General features: G+C 59.3%; 25 protein-coding genes. 18 read left to right on the forward strand and 7 right to left on the reverse strand.

All coding sequences use genetic code 11. The features are described from left to right. Window positions 1–126 precede the first annotated feature (126 nt). The 3 genes from ectB (at window position 127) to ung (ending at window position 3,608) form a co-directional block, all read left to right on the forward strand. Complete coding sequence (gene ectB, locus N645_RS0101130) at window positions 127–1,401, forward strand: diaminobutyrate--2-oxoglutarate transaminase (protein ID WP_024459673.1); 1,275 nt, start codon at window positions 127–129, stop codon at window positions 1,399–1,401. A 190-nt stretch (window positions 1,402–1,591) separates the two neighbouring features. Next, entirely contained in the window at window positions 1,592–2,764 is a 1,173-nt protein-coding gene (locus tag N645_RS0101135; RefSeq protein ID WP_036159734.1) for a type III PLP-dependent enzyme, read from the forward strand. Window positions 2,765–2,912: 148 nt separating this feature from the next. After that, the gene (gene ung / locus N645_RS0101140) at window positions 2,913–3,608 is read left to right on the forward strand and encodes a uracil-DNA glycosylase (protein ID WP_024459675.1); all 696 of its coding nucleotides are present in this window, start codon (window positions 2,913–2,915) and stop codon (window positions 3,606–3,608) included. Window positions 3,609–3,930: 322 nt separating this feature from the next. Here the strand turns inward: ung and N645_RS0101145 are convergent, their stop codons facing one another. Both N645_RS0101145 and N645_RS0101150 read right to left on the reverse strand, forming a co-directional pair. Next, window positions 3,931–4,278: a hypothetical protein gene (locus N645_RS0101145; RefSeq protein ID WP_024459676.1), complete on the reverse strand. Its 348-nt coding sequence runs from the start codon at window positions 4,276–4,278 to the stop codon at window positions 3,931–3,933. Window positions 4,279–4,290: 12 nt separating this feature from the next. Next, window positions 4,291–5,646 (reverse strand): flavohemoglobin expression-modulating QEGLA motif protein, encoded by a 1,356-nt coding sequence (locus N645_RS0101150; protein ID WP_024459677.1) that lies wholly within the window; start codon window positions 5,644–5,646, stop codon window positions 4,291–4,293. 89 nt (window positions 5,647–5,735) lie between these two features. Between N645_RS0101150 and N645_RS0101155 the strand changes: the two genes are divergently transcribed. From N645_RS0101155 to N645_RS0101220, 14 genes are all read left to right on the forward strand, one after another. Further along, window positions 5,736–6,047, forward strand: coding sequence for a Rieske (2Fe-2S) protein (locus N645_RS0101155; RefSeq protein ID WP_024459678.1), 312 nt, complete (start codon window positions 5,736–5,738; stop codon window positions 6,045–6,047). A 201-nt stretch (window positions 6,048–6,248) separates the two neighbouring features. Continuing rightward, entirely contained in the window at window positions 6,249–6,539 is a 291-nt protein-coding gene (locus N645_RS0101160; RefSeq protein ID WP_024459679.1) for an FmdB family zinc ribbon protein, read from the forward strand. A gap of 57 nt (window positions 6,540–6,596) precedes the next feature. Further along, window positions 6,597–8,378 carry an aspartate--tRNA ligase gene (aspS, locus tag N645_RS0101165; protein ID WP_024459680.1) on the forward strand — a complete coding sequence of 594 codons (1,782 nt, stop codon included), beginning with the start codon at window positions 6,597–6,599 and terminating at the stop codon, window positions 8,376–8,378. A 623-nt stretch (window positions 8,379–9,001) separates the two neighbouring features. After that, window positions 9,002–9,745 (forward strand): YebC/PmpR family DNA-binding transcriptional regulator, encoded by a 744-nt coding sequence (locus N645_RS0101170; RefSeq protein WP_024459681.1) that lies wholly within the window; start codon window positions 9,002–9,004, stop codon window positions 9,743–9,745. A gap of 26 nt (window positions 9,746–9,771) precedes the next feature. After that, the gene (gene ruvC / locus N645_RS0101175; protein ID WP_024459682.1) at window positions 9,772–10,290 is read left to right on the forward strand and encodes a crossover junction endodeoxyribonuclease RuvC; all 519 of its coding nucleotides are present in this window, start codon (window positions 9,772–9,774) and stop codon (window positions 10,288–10,290) included. Window positions 10,291–10,888: 598 nt separating this feature from the next. Continuing rightward, complete coding sequence (gene ruvA, locus N645_RS0101180) at window positions 10,889–11,503, forward strand: Holliday junction branch migration protein RuvA (RefSeq protein WP_024459683.1); 615 nt, start codon at window positions 10,889–10,891, stop codon at window positions 11,501–11,503. Between the two features lie 147 nt (window positions 11,504–11,650). Next, entirely contained in the window at window positions 11,651–12,673 is a 1,023-nt protein-coding gene (gene ruvB, locus N645_RS0101185) for a Holliday junction branch migration DNA helicase RuvB (RefSeq protein ID WP_024459684.1), read from the forward strand. A gap of 4 nt (window positions 12,674–12,677) precedes the next feature. Further along, window positions 12,678–13,136 carry a tol-pal system-associated acyl-CoA thioesterase gene (gene ybgC / locus N645_RS0101190; protein ID WP_036159737.1) on the forward strand — a complete coding sequence of 153 codons (459 nt, stop codon included), beginning with the start codon at window positions 12,678–12,680 and terminating at the stop codon, window positions 13,134–13,136. Between the two features lie 25 nt (window positions 13,137–13,161). Beyond that, complete coding sequence (gene tolQ, locus N645_RS0101195) at window positions 13,162–13,833, forward strand: protein TolQ (RefSeq protein WP_369754835.1); 672 nt, start codon at window positions 13,162–13,164, stop codon at window positions 13,831–13,833. An 18-nt stretch (window positions 13,834–13,851) separates the two neighbouring features. After that, window positions 13,852–14,280 (forward strand): protein TolR, encoded by a 429-nt coding sequence (tolR, locus tag N645_RS0101200; RefSeq protein WP_024459687.1) that lies wholly within the window; start codon window positions 13,852–13,854, stop codon window positions 14,278–14,280. A 10-nt stretch (window positions 14,281–14,290) separates the two neighbouring features. After that, window positions 14,291–15,076 (forward strand): cell envelope integrity protein TolA, encoded by a 786-nt coding sequence (gene tolA / locus N645_RS0101205; RefSeq protein ID WP_024459688.1) that lies wholly within the window; start codon window positions 14,291–14,293, stop codon window positions 15,074–15,076. Further along, on the forward strand, window positions 15,070–16,374 hold the full coding sequence (gene tolB, locus N645_RS0101210; RefSeq protein ID WP_024459689.1) for a Tol-Pal system beta propeller repeat protein TolB: 1,305 nt from the start codon (window positions 15,070–15,072) through the stop codon (window positions 16,372–16,374). Before tolA ends, tolB begins: the two co-directional genes overlap by 7 nt. Before the next feature lie 83 nt (window positions 16,375–16,457). After that, window positions 16,458–16,979, forward strand: a complete 522-nt coding sequence (gene pal, locus N645_RS0101215; protein ID WP_024459690.1) for a peptidoglycan-associated lipoprotein Pal — start codon at window positions 16,458–16,460, stop codon at window positions 16,977–16,979. Between the two features lie 5 nt (window positions 16,980–16,984). Then, window positions 16,985–17,734 (forward strand): tetratricopeptide repeat protein, encoded by a 750-nt coding sequence (locus N645_RS0101220; RefSeq protein WP_024459691.1) that lies wholly within the window; start codon window positions 16,985–16,987, stop codon window positions 17,732–17,734. Window positions 17,735–18,102: 368 nt separating this feature from the next. On the opposite strand, the gene ppnN is transcribed toward N645_RS0101220, so the two are convergent. Continuing rightward, on the reverse strand, window positions 18,103–19,521 hold the full coding sequence (gene ppnN / locus N645_RS0101225) for a nucleotide 5'-monophosphate nucleosidase PpnN (RefSeq protein ID WP_024459692.1): 1,419 nt from the start codon (window positions 19,519–19,521) through the stop codon (window positions 18,103–18,105). Between the two features lie 142 nt (window positions 19,522–19,663). Here ppnN and N645_RS0101230 point away from each other — a divergent pair, with 142 nt between their 5' ends. Next, the gene (locus N645_RS0101230) at window positions 19,664–20,329 is read left to right on the forward strand and encodes an alpha/beta hydrolase (protein WP_024459693.1); all 666 of its coding nucleotides are present in this window, start codon (window positions 19,664–19,666) and stop codon (window positions 20,327–20,329) included. A 13-nt stretch (window positions 20,330–20,342) separates the two neighbouring features. Here the strand turns inward: N645_RS0101230 and mgrA are convergent, their stop codons facing one another. The 4 genes from mgrA to dkgB all read right to left on the reverse strand — a co-directional run bounded on the left by mgrA (window position 20,343) and on the right by dkgB (window position 24,520). Beyond that, window positions 20,343–21,359: an L-glyceraldehyde 3-phosphate reductase gene (gene mgrA / locus N645_RS0101235; RefSeq protein WP_024459694.1), complete on the reverse strand. Its 1,017-nt coding sequence runs from the start codon at window positions 21,357–21,359 to the stop codon at window positions 20,343–20,345. Between the two features lie 174 nt (window positions 21,360–21,533). Beyond that, window positions 21,534–21,812: a high-potential iron-sulfur protein gene (locus N645_RS0101240; protein WP_024459695.1), complete on the reverse strand. Its 279-nt coding sequence runs from the start codon at window positions 21,810–21,812 to the stop codon at window positions 21,534–21,536. A 131-nt stretch (window positions 21,813–21,943) separates the two neighbouring features. Continuing rightward, window positions 21,944–23,527, reverse strand: coding sequence for an enolase C-terminal domain-like protein (locus tag N645_RS0101245; RefSeq protein ID WP_024459696.1), 1,584 nt, complete (start codon window positions 23,525–23,527; stop codon window positions 21,944–21,946). Window positions 23,528–23,704: 177 nt separating this feature from the next. Then, window positions 23,705–24,520, reverse strand: coding sequence for a 2,5-didehydrogluconate reductase DkgB (gene dkgB / locus N645_RS0101250; protein WP_024459697.1), 816 nt, complete (start codon window positions 24,518–24,520; stop codon window positions 23,705–23,707). Between the last annotated feature and the right edge of the window lie 203 nt (window positions 24,521–24,723).

Genomic DNA, 24,723 nt, shown 5'->3' on the forward strand with positions numbered 1-24,723 from the left:
GTTTGTAAACTATGCAATTCTTTTCAGGCGGATTTGCTGCCCGGTGCAGTGGATCTCGTCCGCTGGCGAGGTCGTTTTTTGCCCGGATGAAGCCATTCACCCAGTGATGATAATGAGGATTATTCGATGAGAATTTTTGAAGAGATGGAGTCTGAGGTTCGTGGTTATGTACGTTCCTTCCCCGTCGTATTTGACAAGGCCGAAGGGTCGGAACTGTTCGACGAAAACGGCAATCGCTTCATCGACTTCTTCGCCGGCGCCGGTACCCTGAACTACGGGCACAACAACCCGAAAATCACCGAAGCGCTGATCGAGTATCTGCAGCACAAGGGCATCGTGCACGGTCTGGACAAGGCGACCATGGCCAAGCGCGAGTTCATGACCAAGTTCCGCGACACCATCCTGGCGCCCCGCGGTCTGCAGTACAAAATGCAGTTCACCGGCCCCACCGGCACCAATGCCGTGGAAACCGCGCTGAAACTGGCCCGTATGATCAAGCGTCGCTCCAACGTGATTGCCTTCACCAACGGCTACCATGGCCTGACCATGGGTGCGCTGGGCGTCACCGGTAACTATTTCTATAAAGACGAATCCTACGGTTCGCGCGCCAATACGGCCTTTATGCCGTTCGACGGTTTCCTGGGCGAGGGCGTGGATTCCATCGAATACATGCGCAAGTTCCTGTCCGACCCCAGCAGTGGTGTTGACCTGCCGGCGGCGGTGATTGTGGAAACCGTACAGGGCGAGGGTGGCATCAATGTCGCCAGCGTCGAATGGCTCAAGCGTCTGGAAGAGCTGTGTCGCGAATTCGATATCCTGCTGATCATCGATGATATTCAGGTGGGTAACGGTCGCACCGGTACCTTCTTCAGCTTTGAACGTGCCGGAATCCACCCGGACATGGTCACTCTGTCCAAGTCCATCGGTGGTGGTCTGCCCATGGCTCTGCTGCTGATGCGTCCGGAGCTGGACCAGTGGTCTCCCGGTGAGCACACCGGTACCTTCCGCGGTAACAACCTGGCCTTTGTGGCCTCTACCCAGGCGCTGAGCTACTGGGACAACGACGACATGGGCAAAGTGGTCGAGTACAAAGGCAATATCATCGAGGAAGAGCTGAAGAAGATGGCAGCGGACTTCCCCGAGCTCGAGCCGCAGGTTCGCGGTGTCGGTATGGTCTGGGGTTTGGAGCTGGCCGCCGGTATGGCCAATGAAGCCTCCCAGGAAGCTTTCACCCGTGGCCTGGTGATGGAAACCGCCGGCGCCGATGACCAGGTGCTGAAGTTCCTGCCGTCGCTGTTGATTGAAGAAGACATTCTGCGCGAAGGCCTGCAGATTGTGCGCGACTCCCTGACCGCTCTGGTCGAGAAGCAGCGCAAAATGATCACCGGCGAAGAGAGCTAAATTTCGTCCGAGATCACGGCCCGCGCGGGTTTTCCCGCGGGCCGACTCCCTTCCTGAACCCTTTCTGCAGAATCCCGCCCCAGGGTCTAAAATAGTGCTTGCCAAGTGGCGAAAACGTGTATTAAATCGCCGCCCGCGATCCCCGGCGCGCCTTGCCGGATGACGCTATTTTCGACGCCCAGGGGGTGCCATGACCGATTCGCACATTCAGCTGCAGGACTACTACAGCCCGGAAACCTTTGCTCGCCTGAAAAGTTTTGCGGATACCAAAGACACGCCGTTTGTCGTGATCGACACCGCGACCATTGATGCGGCCTATCAGGAACTGGAAGACAACTTTCCCTACGCCAATATCTACTATGCGGTGAAAGCCAATCCGGCACCGGCCATCCTCAAGCTGTTGACCGAGCGTGGCGCAAACTTCGACATCGCCTCCATCTACGAGCTGGACAAGGTCCTGAGCTTTGGTGTCGGACCGGAGCGGATCAGTTACGGCAACACCATCAAGAAAAGCCGCGATATTCGCTACTTCTACGAGAAAGGTGTACGCCTGTTTGCCACGGATTCCGAGGCGGACCTGCGCAATATTGCCCGGGCGGCCCCGGGTGCCCGTATTTACGTACGCATTCTGACCGAGGGTACCCTGACCGCCGACTGGCCCCTGTCGCGCAAGTTCGGCTGTGAAATCGACATGGCCATGGACCTGTTGATTCTCGCCCGTGATCTCGGGCTGGAGCCCTATGGTGTGTCCTTCCACGTGGGTTCCCAGCAGCGCGAGATCAGCAGTTGGGACGCTGCGCTGGGCAAGGTGAAAGTGATCTTCGAGCGCCTGAAGGAAGAGGATGGCATTGAGCTGAAGATGATCAACATGGGCGGCGGCTTCCCGGCCAACTACATGACCCGCACCAATGATCTGCAGACCTACGCTCAGGAAATCACCCGTTTTCTGGAGGAAGACTTTGGCAAGGACTTCCCGGAGATCATCATCGAGCCGGGCCGGTCACTGATTGCCAACGCCGGTATTCTGGTCAGTGAAGTGGTGCTGATTTCCCGCAAATCGCGCACGGCGCTGCACCGCTGGGTGTTCACGGATGTGGGCAAGTTCAATGGCCTGATCGAAACGCTGGATGAGGCGATCAAGTTTCCGATTTATGTGGAGAAGAAGGGCGAGCTGGAAGATGCGGTGATCGCCGGCCCGACCTGCGACAGCGCGGACATCATGTACGAGCACCACAAGTACCCGCTGCCGCTGAACCTGGCCATCGGCGACCGCCTCTACTGGCTCTCCACCGGCGCGTACACGACCTCCTACAGCGCCGTAGAATTCAACGGCTTCCCGCCCCTGAAAGAATACTGCATCTAGGCTATCTCACTCGCTACCGCCCCTATGCTCTGCGTAGGGCGCGGTAAGCGCAGCGCACCCGCCGTCTGTGCGCTTGATGCTGGGGCGGTTTTCTCGGTAGGGGATCAATGCTAAATTGATGCGCTGACAAAACAGCTTGGGAAACGTTATGGCGGACGCGCAAAAGAAAATCGATCTTGAACCCAGTTGGTTGAGCCACCTGGAACCCGAATTTCAGCAGCCCTACATGCAACAACTCAAGCAGTTTCTGCGCGGCGAAAAACAACAGGGCAAAGTCATCTATCCGCCCTCCAGACACATCTTCAACGCCTTCAATAGCACGCCCCTTGAGCAGGTCAAAGTCGTCATCCTCGGGCAGGACCCCTACCACGGCCCCAACCAGGCCCATGGCCTCTGCTTCTCCGTGCAACCCGGCATCGCGCCACCGCCGTCGCTCAAAAACATCTTCAAAGAACTCGAACGCGACCTCGGCTGCCCCGCACCCAACCACGGCTGCCTGCAACACTGGGCCGAGCAGGGCGTCCTGCTCCTCAACGCCACCCTGACCGTCGAGCAGGGCAGGGCGGGTTCGCACCAGCGCCAGGGCTGGGAAGCGTTCACCGACCGGGCGATTGATCTGGTCAATCGGGAGCGCGAGGGCGTGGTATTTCTATTGTGGGGCAGCTACGCCCAGAAAAAAGCGGCCTTTGTGGATCGCAATAAACACCTGGTTCTGAAGTCGGTCCACCCCTCACCCTTGTCCGCTCACCGAGGCTTTATTGGTTGCGGGCATTTTTCGCAGGCGAATCGGTATCTCGTTGAGCGAGGTGAGACGGAGATTGATTGGTGTTTGCCTCAGGTTTGATGCCTTTTGTCCCTTGGTCTTGAGCTATGAGGTCTCGAGGTTGAGTTGCATCGCGTGTATTTACGGCGGGTGCGCTGCGCTTACCGCGCCCTACGCGGACTTGGCAGGAAATTGTCGGATTACGGCTAAGGCCTAATCCGACCTACTGATTACCAGTTGTGGCACAGAGTCGGATGCGGGGAAGGCTGACTGCAGACTCTCGGAGGCAGGGAGCCGACGAGAAGCCCCCAGGGATGGGTTCACGGCGGGTCTGCAGTCAGCCTTCCCCGTAGCCGACGGGCGTTCTACAAGGTGCCCAAGTCAAGTACACTACATGGATGCTCTAGGCTTTTTTGAACCAGCGGCGTTTGGGTTGGGTGAAGTGTTCCAGATGCGCCTCGCGCTGTTCGTCCGAGACGTAAAAGTAGAAATCGTGCTTCGGCTTGCGGGTCAGCAGAGGGTGAACCGTCGCAATATGCTCCACCGACAGTTTCGGTAATCCCGCCTTACGGTCCGCATTAAAACTCTGATTCCACTGCACCAGAATATCGCGCTTGACCGTTGCAATCGCCAGCTTCTCCGAATCCGCTTTCAACAGACGGCAAGTGACAAAGCCCATCACCGGTTCCGGGCTGCCATAGTGGTCCACCAAAATGCCGCTGCCCGTCAGGACAATCTTGTAATGCATCATAATCTGAAAACGTCAATCCAATTCGGCGTCGCGCTTGCCGTTGTTCAAGCCCGGATACAGCGGGGCAGTGGCCGGTAATTGCTCAAAAAGCTTGCTGAAATGCTGCTGCACCCGTGCGATGTTCATCAGCGACAGACTGCTCGAAAAACCGAACCAGACATAAAGCCCATTCAGATCGCGGAACATCGGCGGCAAATGCCGGGGGGCGGAGATTACACCTTCCAGGTAGCGTTCGTACAGTAGCGGCAGATCATCCAGGGTCACTTTACCCACAAACAACATCGGAATGATCTCCGGAACCCCGGACTGAATGGCGCTGCGGATAAAGTTTACATTTTCCACAAAACCTTTCACATAAGAAATATCCTTGGTGAAAACCGCGCCCCGATCGCCACTGACCTGGCCGCCGCGAAACACCCGTTGGGTGACCCGATAGCTGTCGTGCTCACTGACCCCGCGCTCCAGAAAATAGCGATACACCTCGCAGAAATCCGCCCCCTGTTCTGCCAGGTCCACCGCCACCACCCGGTCGCTGACCCGTCGGGCCCGCTGCGGGAAAGAGCTGAAGGTCAGGGTTTCCATCAGGACCGCCATGCCCTCCTGGATGCCGGTTATCCGGGGCGAGCCCACGCTCAGCCAGGTGGCCCAGGGCTGCTCACGGCCGTTGAGAGTCGTGCCAATATGCACCCAGCCCTCATGGACTTCCAGCACCTGAATGTCCAGCTCGGAGAATGAAGCGCGTCGATTGACCTTGATGGTATCGCCCCCGGCGGCGGCATCGGAGACAATGTCATCGCTGATGCTGACCTTCACCTGGCCCGGGCCAAAGTAGCGGTCCATCCGTTGGCGCAGCATGGCGACGGCGGTTTCCGCGCCAATATCCCGGGGGTAGGGCCGGTTCAGGTGCTCCACGGCGGGCAGAGAGAAAATGTCGCACAGTCGTTCGCCCAGGGTGCGCAGGGTCTTCCGGTCACCCCGGATGCGGTCACTGGCGGAGCCGTAGAGCTGACGGCTGTAGTCCCCGAACTCGGCACGCCCGCGGTGGCGCAGCAGCTGTACCACCAACTGATACTGCTCCACCGTGGATTTGAGAATCTTGCCCAGGGCATCGCCCCGGCCCAACTGGCGCTTGATGTCCCGATCCAGGGCCAACAGTTCGCGGTCCAGGCGCTCGGGGTCAAACCCCAGGGCCTGGCGCTGGTAATACTCCGGGCCTACCTTGGGCAGGGCCTTGCCGCCACTGGCGTGGAAGGCCTGTTCGATCTCGGGCGTCCACTTGATGGCATCGAGGATACGGATCGGCTTCTGCAGTGCCACCAGCCGGTTGGACAGGGTTTTGAGCTGTTCCAGGTATTGCTGGGAGGGCATGGCGAGGCTCGCGTCGGTCGGGTGGTTCAACAGTTTGGCGTACGGGGTGTGCTAGTCTAGCGGAATTGATGGCTCTCGGGGGCAAAATCATGGCGTATCAGGCATTGGAAACTCTGCACCAGCTCTACGATGGCTACCGCCGGGTCTTTCGGCTCGCGGGGCAGGAGCTTCTGTTGTTGCAGGAGGAGGGGCGGACCTACCTGCTGGTCAACCGCTGCCCGCACATGGAGGCGCCGCTGCATAAGGCCAGCGTCCAGGGCGAGGTGTTGCGCTGCCCGGTCCATGGGATCGAATTTGACCTGCTCTCTGGACGGGCGCTCAACGGCCCCGAGGGGTGTGTGGGCCCCCTGGCTTTTGTCCCCATCGTCTACGAGGGCAATACCCTGGGCGTAGACCTTTAAAACCGCCGCGCCGTCCCTATTTATATCTGGCTTTGCACCGAGTCGCCGCGCGGCCCATTCCGGGCGGCCACGGCGCAGTGTAAAACAGCTTACCCGGTTCTCGCTGGCGCCCCATTGGGTTATAATCGCGCGTTTTTTGGCCCCTGTGGGCATTGCTGGCGATGGTTGCTCTTGCAGAGCATTTGATTGAGGAACACGACAATGCCCATCTACGAATACCAGTGTCAATCCTGTAACCACAATATGGAAGCACTGCAGAAGCTCAGCGACGAGCCTCTGGTAGACTGCCCGGCCTGTGGTCAGACGAGCCTGAAAAAGAAAATCTCAGCGGCGGGCTTTCGCCTGAAAGGCAGCGGCTGGTACGAGACGGACTTCAAAAAGTCCAACCAGAAAAACCTGGCGGGCGAGCGCGGCGGCAGCAAAAGCGCCGAGAACAGCTCCGGAGGTGACAAGGCCTCCAAACCCGCCAACTCCAGCGCAGCGTCGGCCTGACAGACAGACGGCGCCGCGACGACTTTGAACCGAGACGGCAAATAACGGGAAAGCACTATGCGCAGTGATTACTGTGGCACACTGACAGCCAAAGACATTGATCGGGAAGTGACCCTGTGTGGGTGGGTTGATCGCCGCCGTGACCACGGTGGTGTCATCTTTATCGACCTGCGCGATCGCGAGGGTATTGTACAGGTGGTGTTCGATCCGGATACCGGCGATCATTTCAATCTGGCTGACCGGGTCCGCGGCGAGTACGTGCTGCAGGTGACCGGTAAGGTGCGCGCTCGGGATGCCGCCACGGTCAATCCCAACATGGCCACCGGTGAGGTGGAAGTCTACGGCACCGGCCTGACCATCCTGAACGAGGCGGAAACCACCCCCTTCCCGCTGGACTCCCACGCGTCCGTGGGCGAGGACGTCCGCCTCAAGTTCCGCTACCTGGACCTGCGCCGGGCGGAAATGCAGAAAGGCCTGAAATTCCGCTCTAAGGTCACCAATCTGGTGCGTAACTACCTGGACGACCAGGGCTTCCTGGACATCGAAACCCCGATTCTGACCCGCGCGACCCCCGAGGGTGCCCGGGATTATCTGGTGCCGTCGCGCACCCACGAGAACAAGTTCTTTGCACTGCCCCAGTCGCCCCAGCTGTTCAAGCAGCTGCTGATGGTCTCCGGGTTCGATCGCTACTATCAGATCGCCAAGTGCTTCCGCGATGAAGACCTGCGCGCCGATCGCCAGCCGGAATTCACCCAGATCGATATTGAAACCTCCTTTATGGACGAAGAGGGCATCATGTCGGTCACCGAGGGCATGATCCGCACCATCTTCCAGACACTGAAAGAGGTGGACCTGGGCGACTTCCCGCGCATGACCTATGCCGATGCGATGCAGAAGTACGGCTCCGACAAGCCGGACCTGCGTATCCCGCTGGAGCTGGTGGATGTAAAGGATCTGATGGGCGAGGTGGACTTCAAGGTCTTCTCCGGCCCGGCCAAAGACCCCAAAGGCCGCGTCACCGCCCTGAAAGTGCCCGGCGGCAACGAGAAGCTGACCCGCAAGCAGATCGACGACTACACCAAGTTTGTTGGCATCTACGGTGCCAAGGGCTTGGCCTACATCAAGGTCAATGACAAAAATGATCTGGAAGAGGGCCTGCAGTCGCCGATCGTGAAGTTCCTGCCCACCGACGTGCGCAAAGCCATTCTGGAGCGGGTAGAAGCCGACAATGGCGACCTGATCTTCTTCGGTGCCGATAAGGCCACCGTGGTAAGCGAAGCCTTGGGCGCGCTGCGCTGCAAGCTGGGTGAGGATCTGGACCTGTACACCTGCGAGTGGGCTCCCCTGTGGGTGGTCGACTTCCCGATGTTCGAGGAAGAAGACGACGGTTCTCTGAACAGTCTGCACCACCCGTTCACCGCGCCTTCCTGTTCCCCGGAGGAGCTGGAGAAGAGCCCTGAGACGGCCCTGTCCCGCGCCTACGATATGGTGCTCAACGGCACCGAACTGGGTGGTGGCTCTATCCGTATTCACAACCAGACCATGCAGCAGGCGGTATTCCGCGCGCTGGGGATTGGTGAAGAGGAGCAGCGCGAGAAGTTCGGCTTCCTGCTGGATGCCCTCAAGTACGGTGCACCGCCCCACGGTGGCCTGGCCTTCGGTCTGGACCGTCTGATCATGCTGATGATCGGCGCCGGTTCGATCCGCGATGTGATCGCCTTCCCGAAAACCCAGAGCGCCGCCTGCGTCATGACCGACGCTCCGGGTGCGGTAGACGAACAGCAGCTCAAAGACCTGCACATCCGTCTGCGTAAAAAAGAGAAGCCCGCGAGCGAGTAGTTTTTAGAGCGTGAGGCAGTGAATTGACGCCTGGGTTCGGGGCAATACTTCCGGGACACGCCGTGAACCCGGTCCTACGCGCTCCCGGCGCTTACGGACACTTCCCACATCCATGTGGGTTGTCCACGGGGGCTCGGATCGCGGGTCCCCCGCTCTACGGTCCCGGAAGTATTGCCCCGAACCCAGGCTCGCTTGGTCACTCTGTAAGCAGTCTGAGTAGCGAGTAGGTCGGATTAGCGCGCAGCGCGTAATCCGACACACAAACACACAAGAAAATTCGGTGCCTCAATTGTCGGATTACGGCCAAGGCCTAATCCGACCTACGGGACGACTGAACTATGTAGCAGAATGGACAAGACGTGCTACGAAGTACAGAGGGCCGGTGTGGGGTCCCAGCGAAGCGGTATTACGCCGTGGAGCGGGGGACCCGCGATCCGAGCCCCCGTGGACAACCCACATGGATGTGGGAAGTGTCCGTAAGCGCCGGGAGCGCGTAGGACCGGGTTCACGGCGTGTCCGGGAACCCTTTGCCCCACATCGGACCGGACGTGACAAAAACGACATACTCCGATCAAAAAGCAACTAAACCCGACTTATAACAGACCAGTAAGTGGAGAATATTCATGGCTGGCCACAGTAAATGGGCTAACATCAAACACCGCAAAGCCGCCCAGGATGCCAAACGCGGTAAAGTATTCACCAAAATCATTCGCGAACTCACCGTCGCTGCCAAAGGCGGCGCCGCGCCTGAAGACAACCCCCGCCTGCGCACCGCCATGGACAAAGCCCTTGGCGCCAACATGAAAAAAGACACCATCGACAAGGCCATTGCCCGTGGTGCCGGGGCCGGTGAGGGCGACAACTATGAAGAAGTCACCTACGAGGGTTATGGCGCCAATGGTATCGCCGTGCTGGTCGAATGCATGACCGACAACAAAAACCGCACCGTGTCCGAAGTACGCCACGCCTTCAGCAAACGCGGCGGCAACCTTGGCACGGACGGCTCGGTAGCCTACCTGTTCACCCGCATGGGCCAGATCAGCTTCGAGGGCATCACCGAAGAAGACATCATGGAAGCCGCACTGGAAGCTGGGGCCGAGGACATCGTCACCAATAGTGACGGCACCATCGACGTACGCACGCCCTTCGAGGAGTACTTCGCCGTGAAAGAGGCGCTGGTGGCCGCTGGCTTCGAGCCGACCAACAGCGAGATCATCATGCTCCCGTCCACCACCATTGAGGTGGACAAAGAAGGCGCTGAAAAGCTGTTGGCGCTGATTGACATGCTCGAAGACCTGGACGATGTCCAGAACGTCTATACCAACGGCGACATCCCCGATGAGGTGATGGAGCAACTGAACGCATAAAGGGGCGTCAAGCCCCAGAGGTGGCCATGACCCGCATACTGGGTATCGACCCGGGTTCGCGCAAGACCGGCTTTGGTGTGATCGAGCGCATCGGCGGCAAAGTGGCCTATATCACCAGCGGCGTGATCCGGGTGCCCGAGGGCAGTCTGCCGGAGCGTCTCAAGGTGATTTTTGACGCCATCACCCAGATCGTCCAGCAACAGAGCCCGGATGTGGTGGCCATCGAGCAGATTTTCATGGCCAAAAACGCCAGCTCGGCCCTCAAGCTGGGCCAGGCCCGCGGCGCGGCGATCACCGCCGCGGTGGTGCAGGATCTTCCGGTCTACGAGTACGAAGCGCGCAAGGTCAAGCAGTCGGTGGTAGGCACCGGCGCGGCGGACAAGGCGCAGGTACAACACATGGTCAAGGCCTTGCTGCGCCTACCAGGCACCCCCCAGGAAGACGCCGCCGACGCCCTGGCGGTAGCCCTTTGCCACGCCAACACCCAAGACCAATTGATCGCTCTGGCAGGCAAACGCAGTTTCCGTCGGGGTAGGGTGGTGTAGTTGTTTCAGGAGACCTCTCAAATAGTGCAGAGGTTTCAGAAAGCCCGGCCTGGTTGGTGGTAGGGGGTTCCCAGACACGCCGTGAACCCATCCCTGGGGGCTCGCATCGCGGGTCCCCCGCTCCACGGTCTGGGAACCCCCTACCACCAACCAGGCCTCCGAGCGCTGTAGAGATTTTTGGTGATCTAGACCGCTTGATAGCAAGGCGTAGGTCGGATTAGCGAAGCGTAATCCGACATTGGGCACGGAATCCCAGAAAACGTCGGGTTACGCTTCGCTAACCCGACCTACGGCTGTAGGTATTTAGGTGTGGGGTGAAAGAACGTGAGGCTTGAATTTGGCACTGAGGACCGCTGCCGGGTAGAGCCTTCGGGGACTCTCGGAGACATGGATGTCGACGAGAAGCCTCCAGGGATGGATTCACGGCGGGTCCCCGAAGGCTCTACCCGGCAGCGGGCCGGGCTGAATGGAGCTTTCGGAAGTTAGTTCCACGGCCAGCTCACGAAGGGGTTACCCCGTAGCGGGCCGGACTAGACGCTGCCTCCACCGTTCGATGAGCGGAACGACCAAAAACGACGAATTTATTAGGAAAAATACAATGATCGGACGCTTACGCGGCACATTGCTCGAAAAACAACCGCCTCACCTGCTGATAGATGTGCAGGGCGTGGGGTACGAAGTTCAGGCACCCATGACCACCTTCTATCGGCTGCCCGAACTGGGAGCCGACGTCACGCTCCACACCCACCTGGCCATCAGCGAAAGCGCCCACCAACTGTTCGCCTTTGCCGACCAGCGGGACCGGAGTCTGTTTCGCACCCTGATCAAAGTCAACGGCGTCGGTCCCAAAATGGCCATCGCCATCCTCTCGGGCATGGAAGCCGACGACATTGCCCGCTGCGTGCGGGAAGACAAAGTCTCCGCCCTGACCAAAGTGCCGGGAGTCGGCAAAAAAACCGCCGAGCGGCTGGTCATCGAGCTGCGCGACCGCCTCAAAGGCTGGGAGCTGCCCCGGGAAGACCTGGCCGGCGACCTGCTGCCCGAACCGGAGACCTCCAGAGACGATCACCAGGAAGAGGCCGAGAGCGCGCTGATTGCCCTGGGTTACAAGCCTGCCGAAGCCGCCCGTATGATCAGCGCCGCTGCCAAACAGGACCCGACCGCCGGCAGCCAGGAACTGATCCGCCTGGCGTTAAGAGCCCTCAGCGTATAGATAAAGAGCCCTCAGCGTATAGAAAATAGCCCTCAGCATCTAGGACGAACACGTCACTGGCACTTGGCCACAAATTAAGCCTCAATAGAGCCCCTCCCGTCCGGTCTGATAGACTGTGCTCCGGATTGTGACCACTGAGTAGTTCCCATGATTGAAACCGATCGCCTGATTGATGCGGCACCTCGCGAGCGCGAAGACGTTATCGACCGCGCCGTGCGCCCCAAGGCGCTGGCCGACTACATTGGCCAGCCTGCCGTGCGCGAGCAGATGGAAATATTTATCGGCGCGGCCCAGAAACGGGGTGAAGCGCTGGATCACACCCTGGTGTTCGGCCCGCCGGGCCTGGGTAAGACCACCCTCGCCAATATCATCGCCACCGAGATGGGGGTCTCCCTGAAAAGCACCTCCGGCCCGGTGTTGGAAAAAGCCGGTGATCTGGCCGCGCTGATGACCAACCTGGAGCCCGGCGATGTGCTCTTTATCGACGAAATTCACCGCCTGAGCCCGGTAGTGGAGGAAATTCTCTATCCGGCCATGGAGGACTTTCAGCTCGATATCATGATCGGTGAAGGGCCTGCGGCCCGCTCCATCAAGCTGGATCTGCCGCCGTTTACCCTGGTGGGGGCAACCACCCGGGCCGGTCTGCTGACCTCGCCGCTGCGGGACCGATTTGGCATTGTCCAGCGCCTGGAGTTTTACTCGGTGGCGGACCTGACCCGCATTGTGCTGCGCGCGGCGGAGCTGATCGGGGTCAATATGGAGGAGTCCGGCGCGGTCGAGGTGGCCAAACGGGCGCGGGGCACCCCCCGGGTGGCTAACCGCCTGTTGCGTCGGGTGCGCGATTACGCGGAGATGCGCGGCGACGGCGTGGTGACCTCGGAAATGGCCGACCTGGCCCTGAACATGCTCAAAGTGGATGAGCGGGGCTTCGATCATATGGACCGGCGCCTGCTGCTGGCGCTGATGGACAACTTTGATGGTGGCCCGGTGGGTATTGAAAGCCTGGCTGCCGCCATCAGTGAGGAGCGGGGCACCATCGAGGATGTGATTGAGCCCTACCTGATCCAACAGGGGTTCATGGCACGCACGCCTCGCGGCCGTATTCTCACTGCCAATGCCTATCTACACTTCGGAGTGGATTTACCAAAGCGCCTCAGGGAGAGTGACTGAGATTATGAGTCTGATTTCGAGTCGGAGTGAGACGGAGGTCTCAGAGTCAGCAGTGGCGGGTGAATTTTCCTTGCCGGTCAGGGTCTACATCGAAGACACCGATGCCGGCGGGATTGTCTACTACGTGAACTATTTAAAGTTCATGGAGCGTTGTCGAACCGAATTTCTGCGCCAGTTAGGGTATGATAAACCGGCCATTCTGGATGACGGCCTGTTATTGGTCGTACACAAGGCCGAGGTGCAGTACCATCGTTCCGCCCGGCTCGATGACGCGTTGCGCGTGACCGCGCGGATCGAGAAACTGGCGCGCACCAATGTCGTTTTTCACCAGTCCGTCTGGCGAGGGAACGAACTGTTGTGCGACGGTCTAATCCGGATTGCCTGCGTGTGCGGTGAGAGTTTCCGCCCGCGCCCGATTCCAACGGAAATGCAGAAAAAAATCGCATCCACTACTGAGAGCTGATGATCTTATGCCTCAAGAAAATAACATGTCCATCTGGAGCCTGGTGGCTGAAGCCAGTCTGTTGGTTCAGTTTGTCATGCTGCTCCTGTTTCTTGCCTCTGTCATCTCCTGGGTCATGATCGTCCAGCGGGGGCTGTACCTGCGCAAGGCTCGCGGTCTGTTTCACGGGTTTGAACGGCAGTTCTGGTCCGGCATTGACCTCAATCAGTTGTACCGTCAGGGCAACGGCAAATCCGCTGAGGGGGCCGAGAATATTTTCCGGGCCGGCTTCAAGGAGTTCACTCGCCTGCGTCAGCAGAGCGGAGCCAGCTCCGAAGCGGTGATGGAAGGCAGCCAGCGGGCCATGCGCGTGGCGCTGTCGCGCGAGGAAGAGAAGCTGGAGCTGCACCTGCCGTTTCTGGCCAGCGTCGCTTCGGTCAGTCCCTATGTCGGGCTGTTCGGTACCGTGTGGGGCATCATGAATTCGTTCCGGGGCCTGGCCAACGTCCATCAGGCGACCCTCGCCACGGTCGCGCCGGGCATTGCCGAAGCACTGGTCGCCACCGCCATGGGCCTGTTTGCAGCGATTCCGGCGGTTCTGGCCTATAACCGCTATTCGGCGCGGGCCGAGGCCATGCTCAACTATTACCACACCTTCGCGGAAGAGTTTTCGGCCATCCTGCATCGGCAGGTCCACAGCAAACAGGTTTCATCCTGATCAAGCGAGGTTGCCGACATGTCTCCGTTTGGGCGTAAACCCAAAAAGAAGCCCCTGGCTGAAATCAACGTGGTGCCCTACATCGATGTGATGTTGGTGCTGCTCATTGTGTTTATGGTGACCGCGCCGCTGCTGATGCAGGGCGTCCAGGTCGAATTGCCTCAGGCGCCCTCCGAGCCGCTGGAAGACGACGACGTCGAGCCGTTGATCGTGTCCATCAAAAAGGACGGCACCTACTACATCAACTTGGGCGGGGATCAGGAGCAGGCGCGCCCGCTCGCGGAGATCAAGGAAACGGTCGGAAAGGTGCTGCGCCAGAAACCCGAAACTCCCGTGCTGGTATGGGGCGATCAGGAAGTGGGCTACGGCTTGGTCGTGCAACTGATGACCGAGCTGCAAAGTGCCGGAGCTCCCTCGGTGGGGCTTGTCACCGAACCGCCACAGTGATCACAGATTTATGACCCTGAAGGCCTATACACTGCCCCTGTTGATCAGCCTCTCGCTGCACGCTCTGGTGTTTGCCCTGGTATTTTCCACCTGGGACGCGCGCCCCGAGCCGCGGGAAGTGCAGAGGCCCCGTGTGGTGCAGGCCAAGGTGGTTGAGTATACGCCCAAGAGTCAGCGCCAGGCCGAGCAGCAGGCGGCGCAACAGAAAGTGATTGATATGCGCCAGCGCCAACAGGAGCGGGAGCGGCAGGAAGCGGAGCGGCGCCGCCAGCAGGAGGAAGCCCGACGGGCGCAGGCTCAGCGTGAGCGGGAGCAGAGGGCGAAGGCGGAGCGGGAACGCCAGGAGGCCGAGCAGCGCCGTCGTGAGCGGGAAGCCGCCGAGCAACGGCGCCGGGAGCAGGAGTTGCAGGCTGAACGCGAGCGGCTGGAACGGCAGCAGCAGCTCGATCGCGCGCTGGCGGAAGAGGCCGAATTTTTTGAAGAACAGCAGGCCCAGGAAGTGGCCCAAAGCTACGTCGATGTCATGGCACAGCGCATTGAGAACAACTGGAGCCGTCCGCCGTCCGCCCGCACGGGTATGCAGTGTGTTCTGGAGATTCAACTGGTGCCCACCGGGCAGGTGGTCAACGTCACCGTGGTGGAGAGCAGCGGCAACAGTGCGTTCGACCGCTCGGCGGAGCAGGCGGTCAAGCGTATCGATCGCTTTGAGGAAATTCAGGGGATGCCCTCCCACGTATTTGAAAGTCAATTTCGCCAGTTGCGGCTGGTGTTTAAACCAGAGGATTTGAGATTGTGAGACAGTGTCTGGCATTGGTTTTTTTGTGGGCGCTGTGTCTGGGAGCCCAGGCGCAGTTGACGATTGAAATCACCCGCGGGGTGGACAACCCGACCCGGATTGCGGTGGCGCCTCTGGAAATGGTCGGTGGTCCCGGCCTGCCGGAGGACATCAGCCGGATCATTGAAGATAACCTGCGCCGTAGCGGGCAGTTTTCCCCCATTGCCCGGGAAGACATGCTGTCCTTCCCGCACCGGGAGCAGGATGTGCACTTTCGCGACTGGCGGGTGCTGGACGCTGAATATCTGATTGTCGGGCGGGTTGAGAACGTCTCCGGCCTCTATCAGGTGCATTATGACCTCTACGATGTGCTCAACGAGCGCAAAATTCTCAGCAAGCAGATTGTCGAGGGCTCTGAACGACAGTTGCGGGATATTGCCCATGCGATCAGTGATCGTGTCTATGAGTCCCTGACCGGGATTCCCGGGGCCTTCTCCACCGAAATCATTTATGTCGAGGTTCTGCGCAATCGTACTCAGAGTGGAGAGATCAACGATACCTTCCGCCTGATGCGCGCCGATGCCGATGGTGCCCGTCCGACCATGTTGCTCGAGTCCGACCAGCCCATTCTGTCGCCGGTATGGTCCCCCGATGGACGCCGGGTGGCCTATGTGTCGTTTGAAACCACTCGTCCGGCCATCTTTGTGCAAAACCTCGCTACTGGGGAAAGAGAGCAACTGACGGACTTCCAGGGGCTCAACGGTGCGCCGGCCTGGTCGCCGGACGGCAAGAAACTGGCGCTGACCCTGTCGAAGGACGGTAACCCGGAAATCTACACTCTGGATATTGACTCGGGAAATTTCACTCGCATGACCCAGCATTTCGCCATCGATACCGAACCGAGCTGGACGGCTGATGGAAAAGGCATTATTTTTACCTCTAATCGGGGTGGAGAACCCCAGATTTACCAGGTAACGCTTGCCAATGGCCGTGTGGAACGCTTAACCTTTGAAGGTGATTACAACGCCAGAGGGCGTATCTCCCGGGATGGTCGCACCATGGTTATGGTGCACCAGCGCAATGATGTATTCCATATCGCTGCACAGGATCTGGAGACCGGAACGCTGCGTATCCTGACAGAGACGTATCTGGATGAATCGCCCAGCATTGCGCCAAATGGTGCTATGCTGATTTACGCGACGAACCGCAACGATAAAGGTGTCTTGGCGGTAGTGTCGCTGGACGCCGGAACACGCTATTTTCTGCCTTCTGAACAAGGGGATGTGCGGGAACCCGCCTGGTCGCCCTATTTCGACTAGGATGCAGGAGTCGTAAACTGGTTTGTAAACCGCCCATCGGGCGGACTTGAGAAGATCAACAACTGATGATGGAGTCACACATGATGACCAACGTAAAAAAGCAGGGTTTGAGTCTGGCATTTGTACTGGCGTTTCTGGCCGGTTGTTCGAGCACCGACACCACCGAGGACAGCGATGGCGCCATGGGCGCTGATGGCCAGACCGGCAGCGGTGTGACCACCGGTACCGCCGATCGCGACGGCGTCAGCTCACGTTCTGGTGCTGATGATGACGCTATGGAAGAACTGGATACAATCATTTACTTCGACTTCGACCAGGCCACCCTCAAGCCGGAAGCCCGCGCCTTGTTGCTGGCCCACGCTGAGCGTCTGAAAGAGTCTCCGGCAGACGTTCGTCTGGAAGGACATGCCGATGAGCGCGGTTCGCGCGAGTACAACATGGCCCTGGGCGAGCGTCGCGCCAACGCCGTGCGTGACTTCCTGGTGCTTCAAGGCGTGCGTCGTAGCGATCTGGAAGTGGTCAGCTACGGTGAAGAGCGTCCCCTGGCCATGGGCAGCAGTGCCAGCGCCTGGGAAAAGAACCGTCGCGTTGAGATCAAATACTGAGAGTCATGATGAAGACCTTGATAGCCGCCACGGCGTTCACCGTGATCGCCGTGGCGGCGCCGGTACTGCAAGCTCAGGTTCGGGTGGTTGAGTCTCAGCCGCTGGGCAACAATCAGTCTGCCAATTCCGGTGATGCCCAAGGTGCCTCCAACATGCAGGCGGAGCTGTTTTATCAGTTTCAGGCACTGCAGCAGGAAGTACTGGAGTTGCGCGGCCTGGTGGAAGAGCAGGCGCACGAAATTCAGCGTTTGAAGCAGCAGCGAATGGACGACTACCTCGACCTGGACCGCCGAATCGGCGAGCTGAGTCGCTCCGGTGGTGGCGACCCGGGTGCCAGCTTGGGCAGTGGCAGCTCCGGTGAGTCAGGTGAAACCGGTGATCGGGTGTCTGAAACCCAGATGTATCGCGACGCTTACCAGTTGTTGCGCGATCGGGAGATCGAGCAGGCCATTGAGGCGTTCAACGCTTATCTCGATGCCTATCCCCAGGGTAATTTCGCCGGTAACAGCCATTACTGGCTGGGTGAGATCTACCTGCTGAACGAGGATCTGGATGCCGCACAGGAGTGGTTTGAAAAACTGTTGCGCGAATTTCCGGACGATCGAAAACGTGCCGATGCCCAGTACAAATTGGGCCGCGTTTACCATCAGCAAGGTGATGAGCAACGAGCTCGGCAGCTGCTGCAGGATGTTGCCTCGGGTACCAGCGATGCGGCCCGTCTTGCTCGCCAGTACCTGCAGGATAACTTTCAGTAGGCAAAACAGCGACAGACAGCCGGGGTGATTGTCCTTCGGGGCATCATAAAAACGGGGGTCAGTGCATGCACTGACCCCCGTCCGGCTCGTCCTAAGCAAGCTCCCTTGACGCTCAACGAGCGCTCCTTGGCCGGCGCTCCGCGCCGATATTTCTGACGTCCTGTCCCGAGCCCTCCTGGCCCGGTGAAAATAGGCGCTTCCCTTGACCTTTCCTGGTCGACGTCACGTCACTGTGTACCTCCCTGTTGATGAGTATTCTCTCGAATCACCCGCTTTGGCGATAGTCGCCATCGTCGGTAATGTTTGTGAGACATTGACCATGGCTTACCGCGGCTCTTTCGGACACGCCCGGGCAATCGCCCGCGAAATCAGATGATCCGGTAACAGGGGCGATAGGTCCGTCCCGGCAGTTTCATACGGTTTTGCGCCACGAAGGAGGCCAGTAACTCGTCCACCGGGAGCATCACCTCCGGGTCGCCGTGAATTTCAAAATGCCCGTGCTCCTCAATCGCGCGGATGCCTTCATCCTTCACATTACCTGCCACAATGCCGGAAAAGACCCGTCGCAAATTTGCCGCCAGCTCGTGGGAGGCCTGATTTTTATGCAACTCCAGTGAGCGCATGTTCTCGTGGTTGGGCACGAAAGGACGCTGAAAGTCCGGGTCAATCTTCAGTTGCCAGTTGAAATAAAAGGCATCATTGGTGTGCCGGCGGAACTCGCGCACATGCTTGACGCCCTCAAGCATCTCCCGGGCGACTTTGGGCGGGTCATCCACAATAATCTGGTAGCGTTGCTGGGCCTCTTCTCCCAGGGTGGTGCCAATGAACTCATGGATGCGCTCGAAGTACGCGGCCGAGTCTTCCGGCCCTGTAAATATGACCGGAAAGGGAATGTCACGATTGTCTGGGTGCAACAAAATCCCCAGTAAATAGAGGATTTCTTCCGCCGTGCCGGCGCCGCCGGGAAACACCACGATGCCGTGGCCAGAGCGAACGAACGCCTCCAGACGCTTTTCGATATCGGGAAGAATGACCAGCTCATTGACCATGGGGTTGGGCGCTTCGGCCGCGATAATGCCCGGCTCGGTAATACCCAGGTAGCGACCGGCCTTGATACGCTGCTTGGCATGACCGATATTGGCGCCCTTCATGGGGCCCTTCATCGCGCCCGGTCCGCAGCCGGTGCAGATATCCAGCCCGCGCAGGCCCATCTGGTAGCCCACCTCTTTGGTGTAGTCATACTCCTCGCGACTGATGGAGTGGCCGCCCCAGCACACGATCAGCTTGGGTTCCACGCCGGATTGCAGCGCCATGGCGTTGCGCAACATATGGAATACGGCGTCGGTGGTGCCCTCCTGGGTGTCCAGGTCGAACTTTGGATTATTCTGAATCTCCGCGCTGGCGTAGAGTACATCGCGCAATACGGCAAACAGGTGCTCGGTAATCCCGCGAATCATCTTCCCGTCTACAAATGCGCTGGCCGGCGCCCCTTTGATATCAAGTTTGATGCCCCGCTCTTCCTGCAGCACACGGATGGAAAAATTCTTGTAGCGCTCCAGCAACTCCTTACCGTCATCCATGTAGTTGCCGCTGTTCAGTACCGCGAGGGCGCAGCTGCGAAACAGGGAATACAGGCCGCTCTGACTGGCGTCCAGGAGCTTGGCCATTTCCACTTTGGAGAGCACTTTCAGTGGCCCCACCGGGGACACGACGGCATCAATGGTCTGGTACTTTCTCTGCGAGTGGTCCAATACGGACCCCTGATACGGCTGCTGAGAATGAGTCATAAAATTGTGTATTCCTTGTTATCCATGGTTACCCTGAGTGTAGCGGGATTTGGCGGCGTGTGGGTAGGGCTTATTCTGTTTTTGCCAGACGCGTATACTGGTGTCTGAAACCCTGCGCCGTCAAAGAATCAGGAACTGTTTTATGAGCTACTTACCCTGTGTGGAAATTGAACCCAACGAGCCCGCCGACAGCGCGGTCATCTGGCTGCATGGATTGGGGGCCGACGGTAATGATTTTGCGCCGCTGGTACCGCAGTTGCGGTTGCCGGACACCTGTCATACCCGGTTTGTATTTCCCCACGCGCCGCAAATACCGGTGACCATCAACGGCGGCATGGTCATGCGAGCCTGGTACGATATTCGTGAAATGAGCATCGACCGGAAAGTGGATGTCGATACGCTGAGGGCGTCGGCGGGCGACGTTCATCGTCTGATCGAGCGGGAGTTGGAGCGTGGCATTGCGGCCGAGCGCATTGTGCTCGCCGGCTTTTCCCAGGGCGGTGCGGTGGCCTATGAAGCGGCGCTCAGCTATGAACAACGGCTGGGAGGGCTGTTGGTTCTATCGTCTTATCTGGCCACGGCGGACTCACTGGTGCGGGCGCCGGCCAACCAGACCCTTCCGGTACTGATTCAGCATGGTGTCCACGATCCGGTGGTGCCCGAGGTGTTGGGGCAGCGCGCGGAGGCGCAGCTTGAAACCTGGGGCTATCCGGTCCGCTACGAGCGCTACTCGGTGGAGCATGGTGTCTGTGCGGAGCAGATTCCGGTGATCAGCCGCTGGCTGGGCCAGCGGCTGTGTGGGGAGTGAGGGGTACACTGTCTCAGGCGCCCAGAATGCCCTCAATGGTGGTTAGCTCGTCATCGGAGAATTCCAGGTTATCCAGAGCCGCCACCGAGTTTTCAATCTGCTCGGGCCGACTGGCGCCAATGATGGCACTGGTCACGGCGTCGTTGTTCAGCACCCAAGCCAATGCCAACTGGGCCAGGGATTGGCCTCGGGCCTGCGCCACCTCGTTGAGTGCCTGGACCTTACTCAGGTTCTCGGCGCTTATGTCATCCTCACTGAAGTAGATCTGTTCGCTGCGCGAGGCCCGTGAGCCCTCGGGGATGCCGTTCAGGTATTTGTCGGTAAGCATTCCCTGAGACAGCGGTGAGAACACGATAGAGCCAACGCCCTCGTGTTTGAGCACATCGGTCAGGCCGTCTTCAATCCAGCGGTCGAGCATGTTGTAGCGCGGCTGGTGGATCAGCAGCGGGGTGCCCAGGGATTTCAGGATCGCCACCGCTTCCCGGGTCTTCTCCGGCGAGTAGTTGGAAATACCGGCGTAGAGAGCACGACCGGAGCGGACAATGGTGTCCAGGGCGCCCATGGTCTCCTCAAGTGGGGTGTCCGGGTCCATGCAGTGGGAGTAGAAAATATCAAAGTACTCCAGCCCGGTACGTTTCAGACTCTGATCGCAACTGGCGATCAGGTACTTGCGCGAGCCGCCGATGCCGTAGGGACCGGGCCACATGTCATAGCCGGCCTTACTGGAAATGATCAGTTCGTCGCGATAGGGCGCCAGGTCCTGCTTCATGATCTGGCCAAAGGTGGTTTCCGCAGAGCCGTAGGGCGGGCCGTAGTTGTTGGCCAGGTCGAAGTGGGTGATGCCCAGGTCGAAGGCCCGCTGAACCATGGCTCGGGCATTGCTCAGTGAGTCCACGCCGCCGAAATTCTGCCACAGGCCCAGAGATAGGGCCGATAACCGCACGCCACTGCGCCCGCAGCGGGGGTAGGGCATCTTCAGGTAGCGTTCGGAGTTGGGACGATAGGCCGGATTGGGTTCTGTTGTCAGCATAATATCGCTCTTTTTTGGTGTTGACCGAGCTGACTATGGTAACGCAAAACCAAATTCGTGGGGTAATGAGCGGGTGGGCGGGTTGTACTCGGTAAGCGAGTTGAAGTGGGGTGAGTTGAAGCAGGAGAGTACAGAGGGACGGCCGGAGCAAGCGGGCTCCGGCCTTGGGGGCACTCAGCCGCGAGCGGCCCACACATTGCACCAGCCGCTGGCCTTGACCTGCTTGCCCGGGAACAGGTTGCAACCCACCCATTCGGCTTCCAGATCGCCCTTGGCGTGGATGCAGTTATTACAACGCTGGCCCTCGGTTTCGCTGGTCTCCATGTAGTTCAGCGCCTTGGCCTGCGCATCATCCGGAGATAGCTTTTCGTCCTGAGCTGACACGGTGTGTACCGGGATCAGGGTGGCACCGGCTGTCGCTGCCGACAGCTTCAGAAAGTCTCTGCGCTTCATGGTTTTCTCCTGTTAGTACGGTTAATCACGGTTTTGTTTGATATTGTCTGGCGAACTTTAGCACAATTAATGTATTCAAGTTTTACGTGACGCGGATGTCTTTGGATTCGTTGCGTCCCTGAAAAGGCGGCTTACCGGGGCTCTTGCATAAATTTCCGTGCCAACTGCGCAAAGTGATCACTGGCGAGCCAGGCATCGCCGCCGGGCAGGGTGTAGTCCTGCTTGCCTCGGGCGCTGTAATCCACACCCACACCGGGCTCCCGGCCCATCTGGTAGTAGCCGTTTTTGACGATGGCCGGATTGGTAAAGACGCCCTCGTGCACACTGCGCTCCTCCTCCGCCACAAACTCCAGAATGTCCGGTACCCCGGCCAGGTTGTTGGGCCCGAACCAGGCCTGCTTGATCGCCTGGACGTTGCGCATCCCCTCGCACAGGCCAATGCCGCCGGTGTGAGGGCAAATGCGCACATCTCGCCCTTCCTCCCGGGCTTTCTGGGCCATCAGCAGAATCGCCAGGTTGTCGCCGATACCGCCCACCCGGGAGTAGTCCATCTGGACGACGTCGATGGCGTATTTGTCCCGGGTTTTACCGCTCAGATCCGGGGCGTGCAGCAGGTCTTTGAAAGTGGTGGGGGAGGCGCCCTGCTCGCCGGTGGAAATGGGTATACGCAGGGGTGGGGCGTAGTCCTCGAAGGCGCGGTCAAGCGCCTGCTGGAGCTCCACATGGGCCATGGGGCTGTGCTGATTGCAGGGCTCCTCAAACCACTCCACCCGGTATTCCGGGCTGGCCTGGTAGAGTTTCAGGCCAAGCTGATGCGCGAAAATGAAGGCCGAGCGGGTATCGAACACCTGATTGCTGTCGATGGCCACTTTCATTTTGTCGGGCCGGGGGTCTTCCCGCTCGATGGTCTGGTACACCAGAATCATCCGCTCGGCATCCTCGTTGGCCGCCTCCAGGGCCATACGATCGATATCCTCCCGGGTCAGCAGGGTGCGTGCTTCGTCGGCCTTCATGCGCGCGGCGGAGTAGCTGGCGCCCACCTTGATTTTGATCTGGGGCCAGCCCGCCTGCAGCATTTTGCGGGTCTGATCGACCAGTCCTTCCTTGCTGATGCCGCTCCAGCCGGCGGTGTTGTACGCCAGCAGGCCCTGTTGGTAAATCTGGTGCACTCGCTCCTGTTTGCCGTCCTGGGCCCGCTGGAGCAGGTCCAGGGCCTCGGCGGGGCTCAGTACATCGCCAATGGGTTCGAAATCGATGAATTCGAGCAGATCCCGTGGTTCCATATCCACAATCAGTTGCCAGGCCGGTACCTGCTGGATTTTTGCGCTCAGGTCCCAGAGGGCGTTGGCAACGGCGCCGATGGCCATGCGTGAGACGCCCACACCGCCCAGCCAACTGTAGTCGGAGTCCTGCAGCATCCGTTTGCAGAAGCGGCCCAGATTGCCGTTTTTATGCAGCTCGGTGGGCGCCGGTAGCCAGTCTTCCTGGAGCAGGAAGCGGTTGGCCACCATCCGGGTGACTTCGCACATTTCCTTGAGACCATGGCCGTTGGTGAAAATCACGCTGGTGCCGCGCAACTCCGGGTGGTCGGTGAGAATCTCCAGTACCGCATTGGCGTAGGTGGGGCCACCTTGGGCAATATTGCGGGCGTCACCGCCAAAACCGGTGGGTGGGGCGCCGATGGGCTGAACGTCGATGCCAGTGATAGCAACCATGCGATTCATCTCCTGGTTTGGTTGATGGAAGTATTGTCGTTGTCCGTTTGAGTATAGTCCGGGAGGTGGGTCTTGCGGGTTAGTGGCAGGGTGTTCGGACCCAGCAGGGGGTAAAGGGAGTGAATAAAAAAGGCACCGCCGGGGTGCCTTTTCGAGTGTTTTCACAGAGATGTGGGGTTACTGGTCCCACTGCGGGGCGAAATCCGGGTTGGCGATCCGCTCACCAGCGTCCAGGGCATTGATTTTTTCCATCTCGTCGTCACTCAAGCGGACATCCAATGCGGCCAGATTGGCTTTCTGGTGCGCGGGCTTGGTGGAGGAGGGGATGACCACGATGTCCTGTTGGGCGACCCATGCCAAAGCGACCTGGGCCGGTGTCACACCGTGGGCCTTGCCGATGTCTTCCAGCACCGGGTCTTTCATCACTTTACCCACCGCCAGCGGCATATAGCCGGTGACCTGCAGTCCTTTGTCCTGACAGTGCTTGACCAGCTTTTTGTTCTGCAGGTAGGGGTGAACCTCAATCTGGTTGGTGACGATGTGTGCTCCACCGGGCGCGGCCAGGGCCTCATTCACCTGGGCGATAGTGAAGTTGGAAACCCCGATATGCTTGGCCAGCCCCAGTTCCCGGGCTTCGTTCAGCTTGCCGATATAGTGCGCCATGGGGACCGCATTGTCGGGTGAGGGCCAGTGGATCAGCGCGAGATCGACATAGTCTGTGCCCAACTTCTGCAGGCTTTCCTTGAGACTCTCGACGGGTTTATCGCCGTCCAGGAAGTCGTGCCACACCTTGGTGGTGATGAACAGCTCGTGCCGGGGAATCCCGCTCTCGTGAATGGCCTCGCCGACGGCTTCTTCATTGTCGTAAAACTGGGCGGTATCGATGTGTCGGTAGCCCAGATCCAGCGCGGATTTTACGGCGTCTTTCACTTCCTGGTCTTTCAGACGGAAGGTGCCCAGACCAATGGCGGGTATCACGGGTGCCTGACTCATGCAGATCTCCTCTCGATTCGTTTTGGGGTGTACTTGTCTCATGTCGCTTAAATGGTTTGAGAGACCTTATCTTGTGCCGTGGCGTCGGGATTTCAACCGAGCTCTGTCAATCATCCCCATAGCCTCGCCTTATCACAGGCTCACGGGGGCGCCCCATGAGTGCGACAATTTGTCACTGTTGGAGCTGCCGGCCCTGTTTATAT

Source organism: Marinimicrobium sp. LS-A18, assembly GCF_000463525.1.
Classification (GTDB): Bacteria; Pseudomonadota; Gammaproteobacteria; order Pseudomonadales; family Cellvibrionaceae; genus Marinimicrobium; species Marinimicrobium koreense.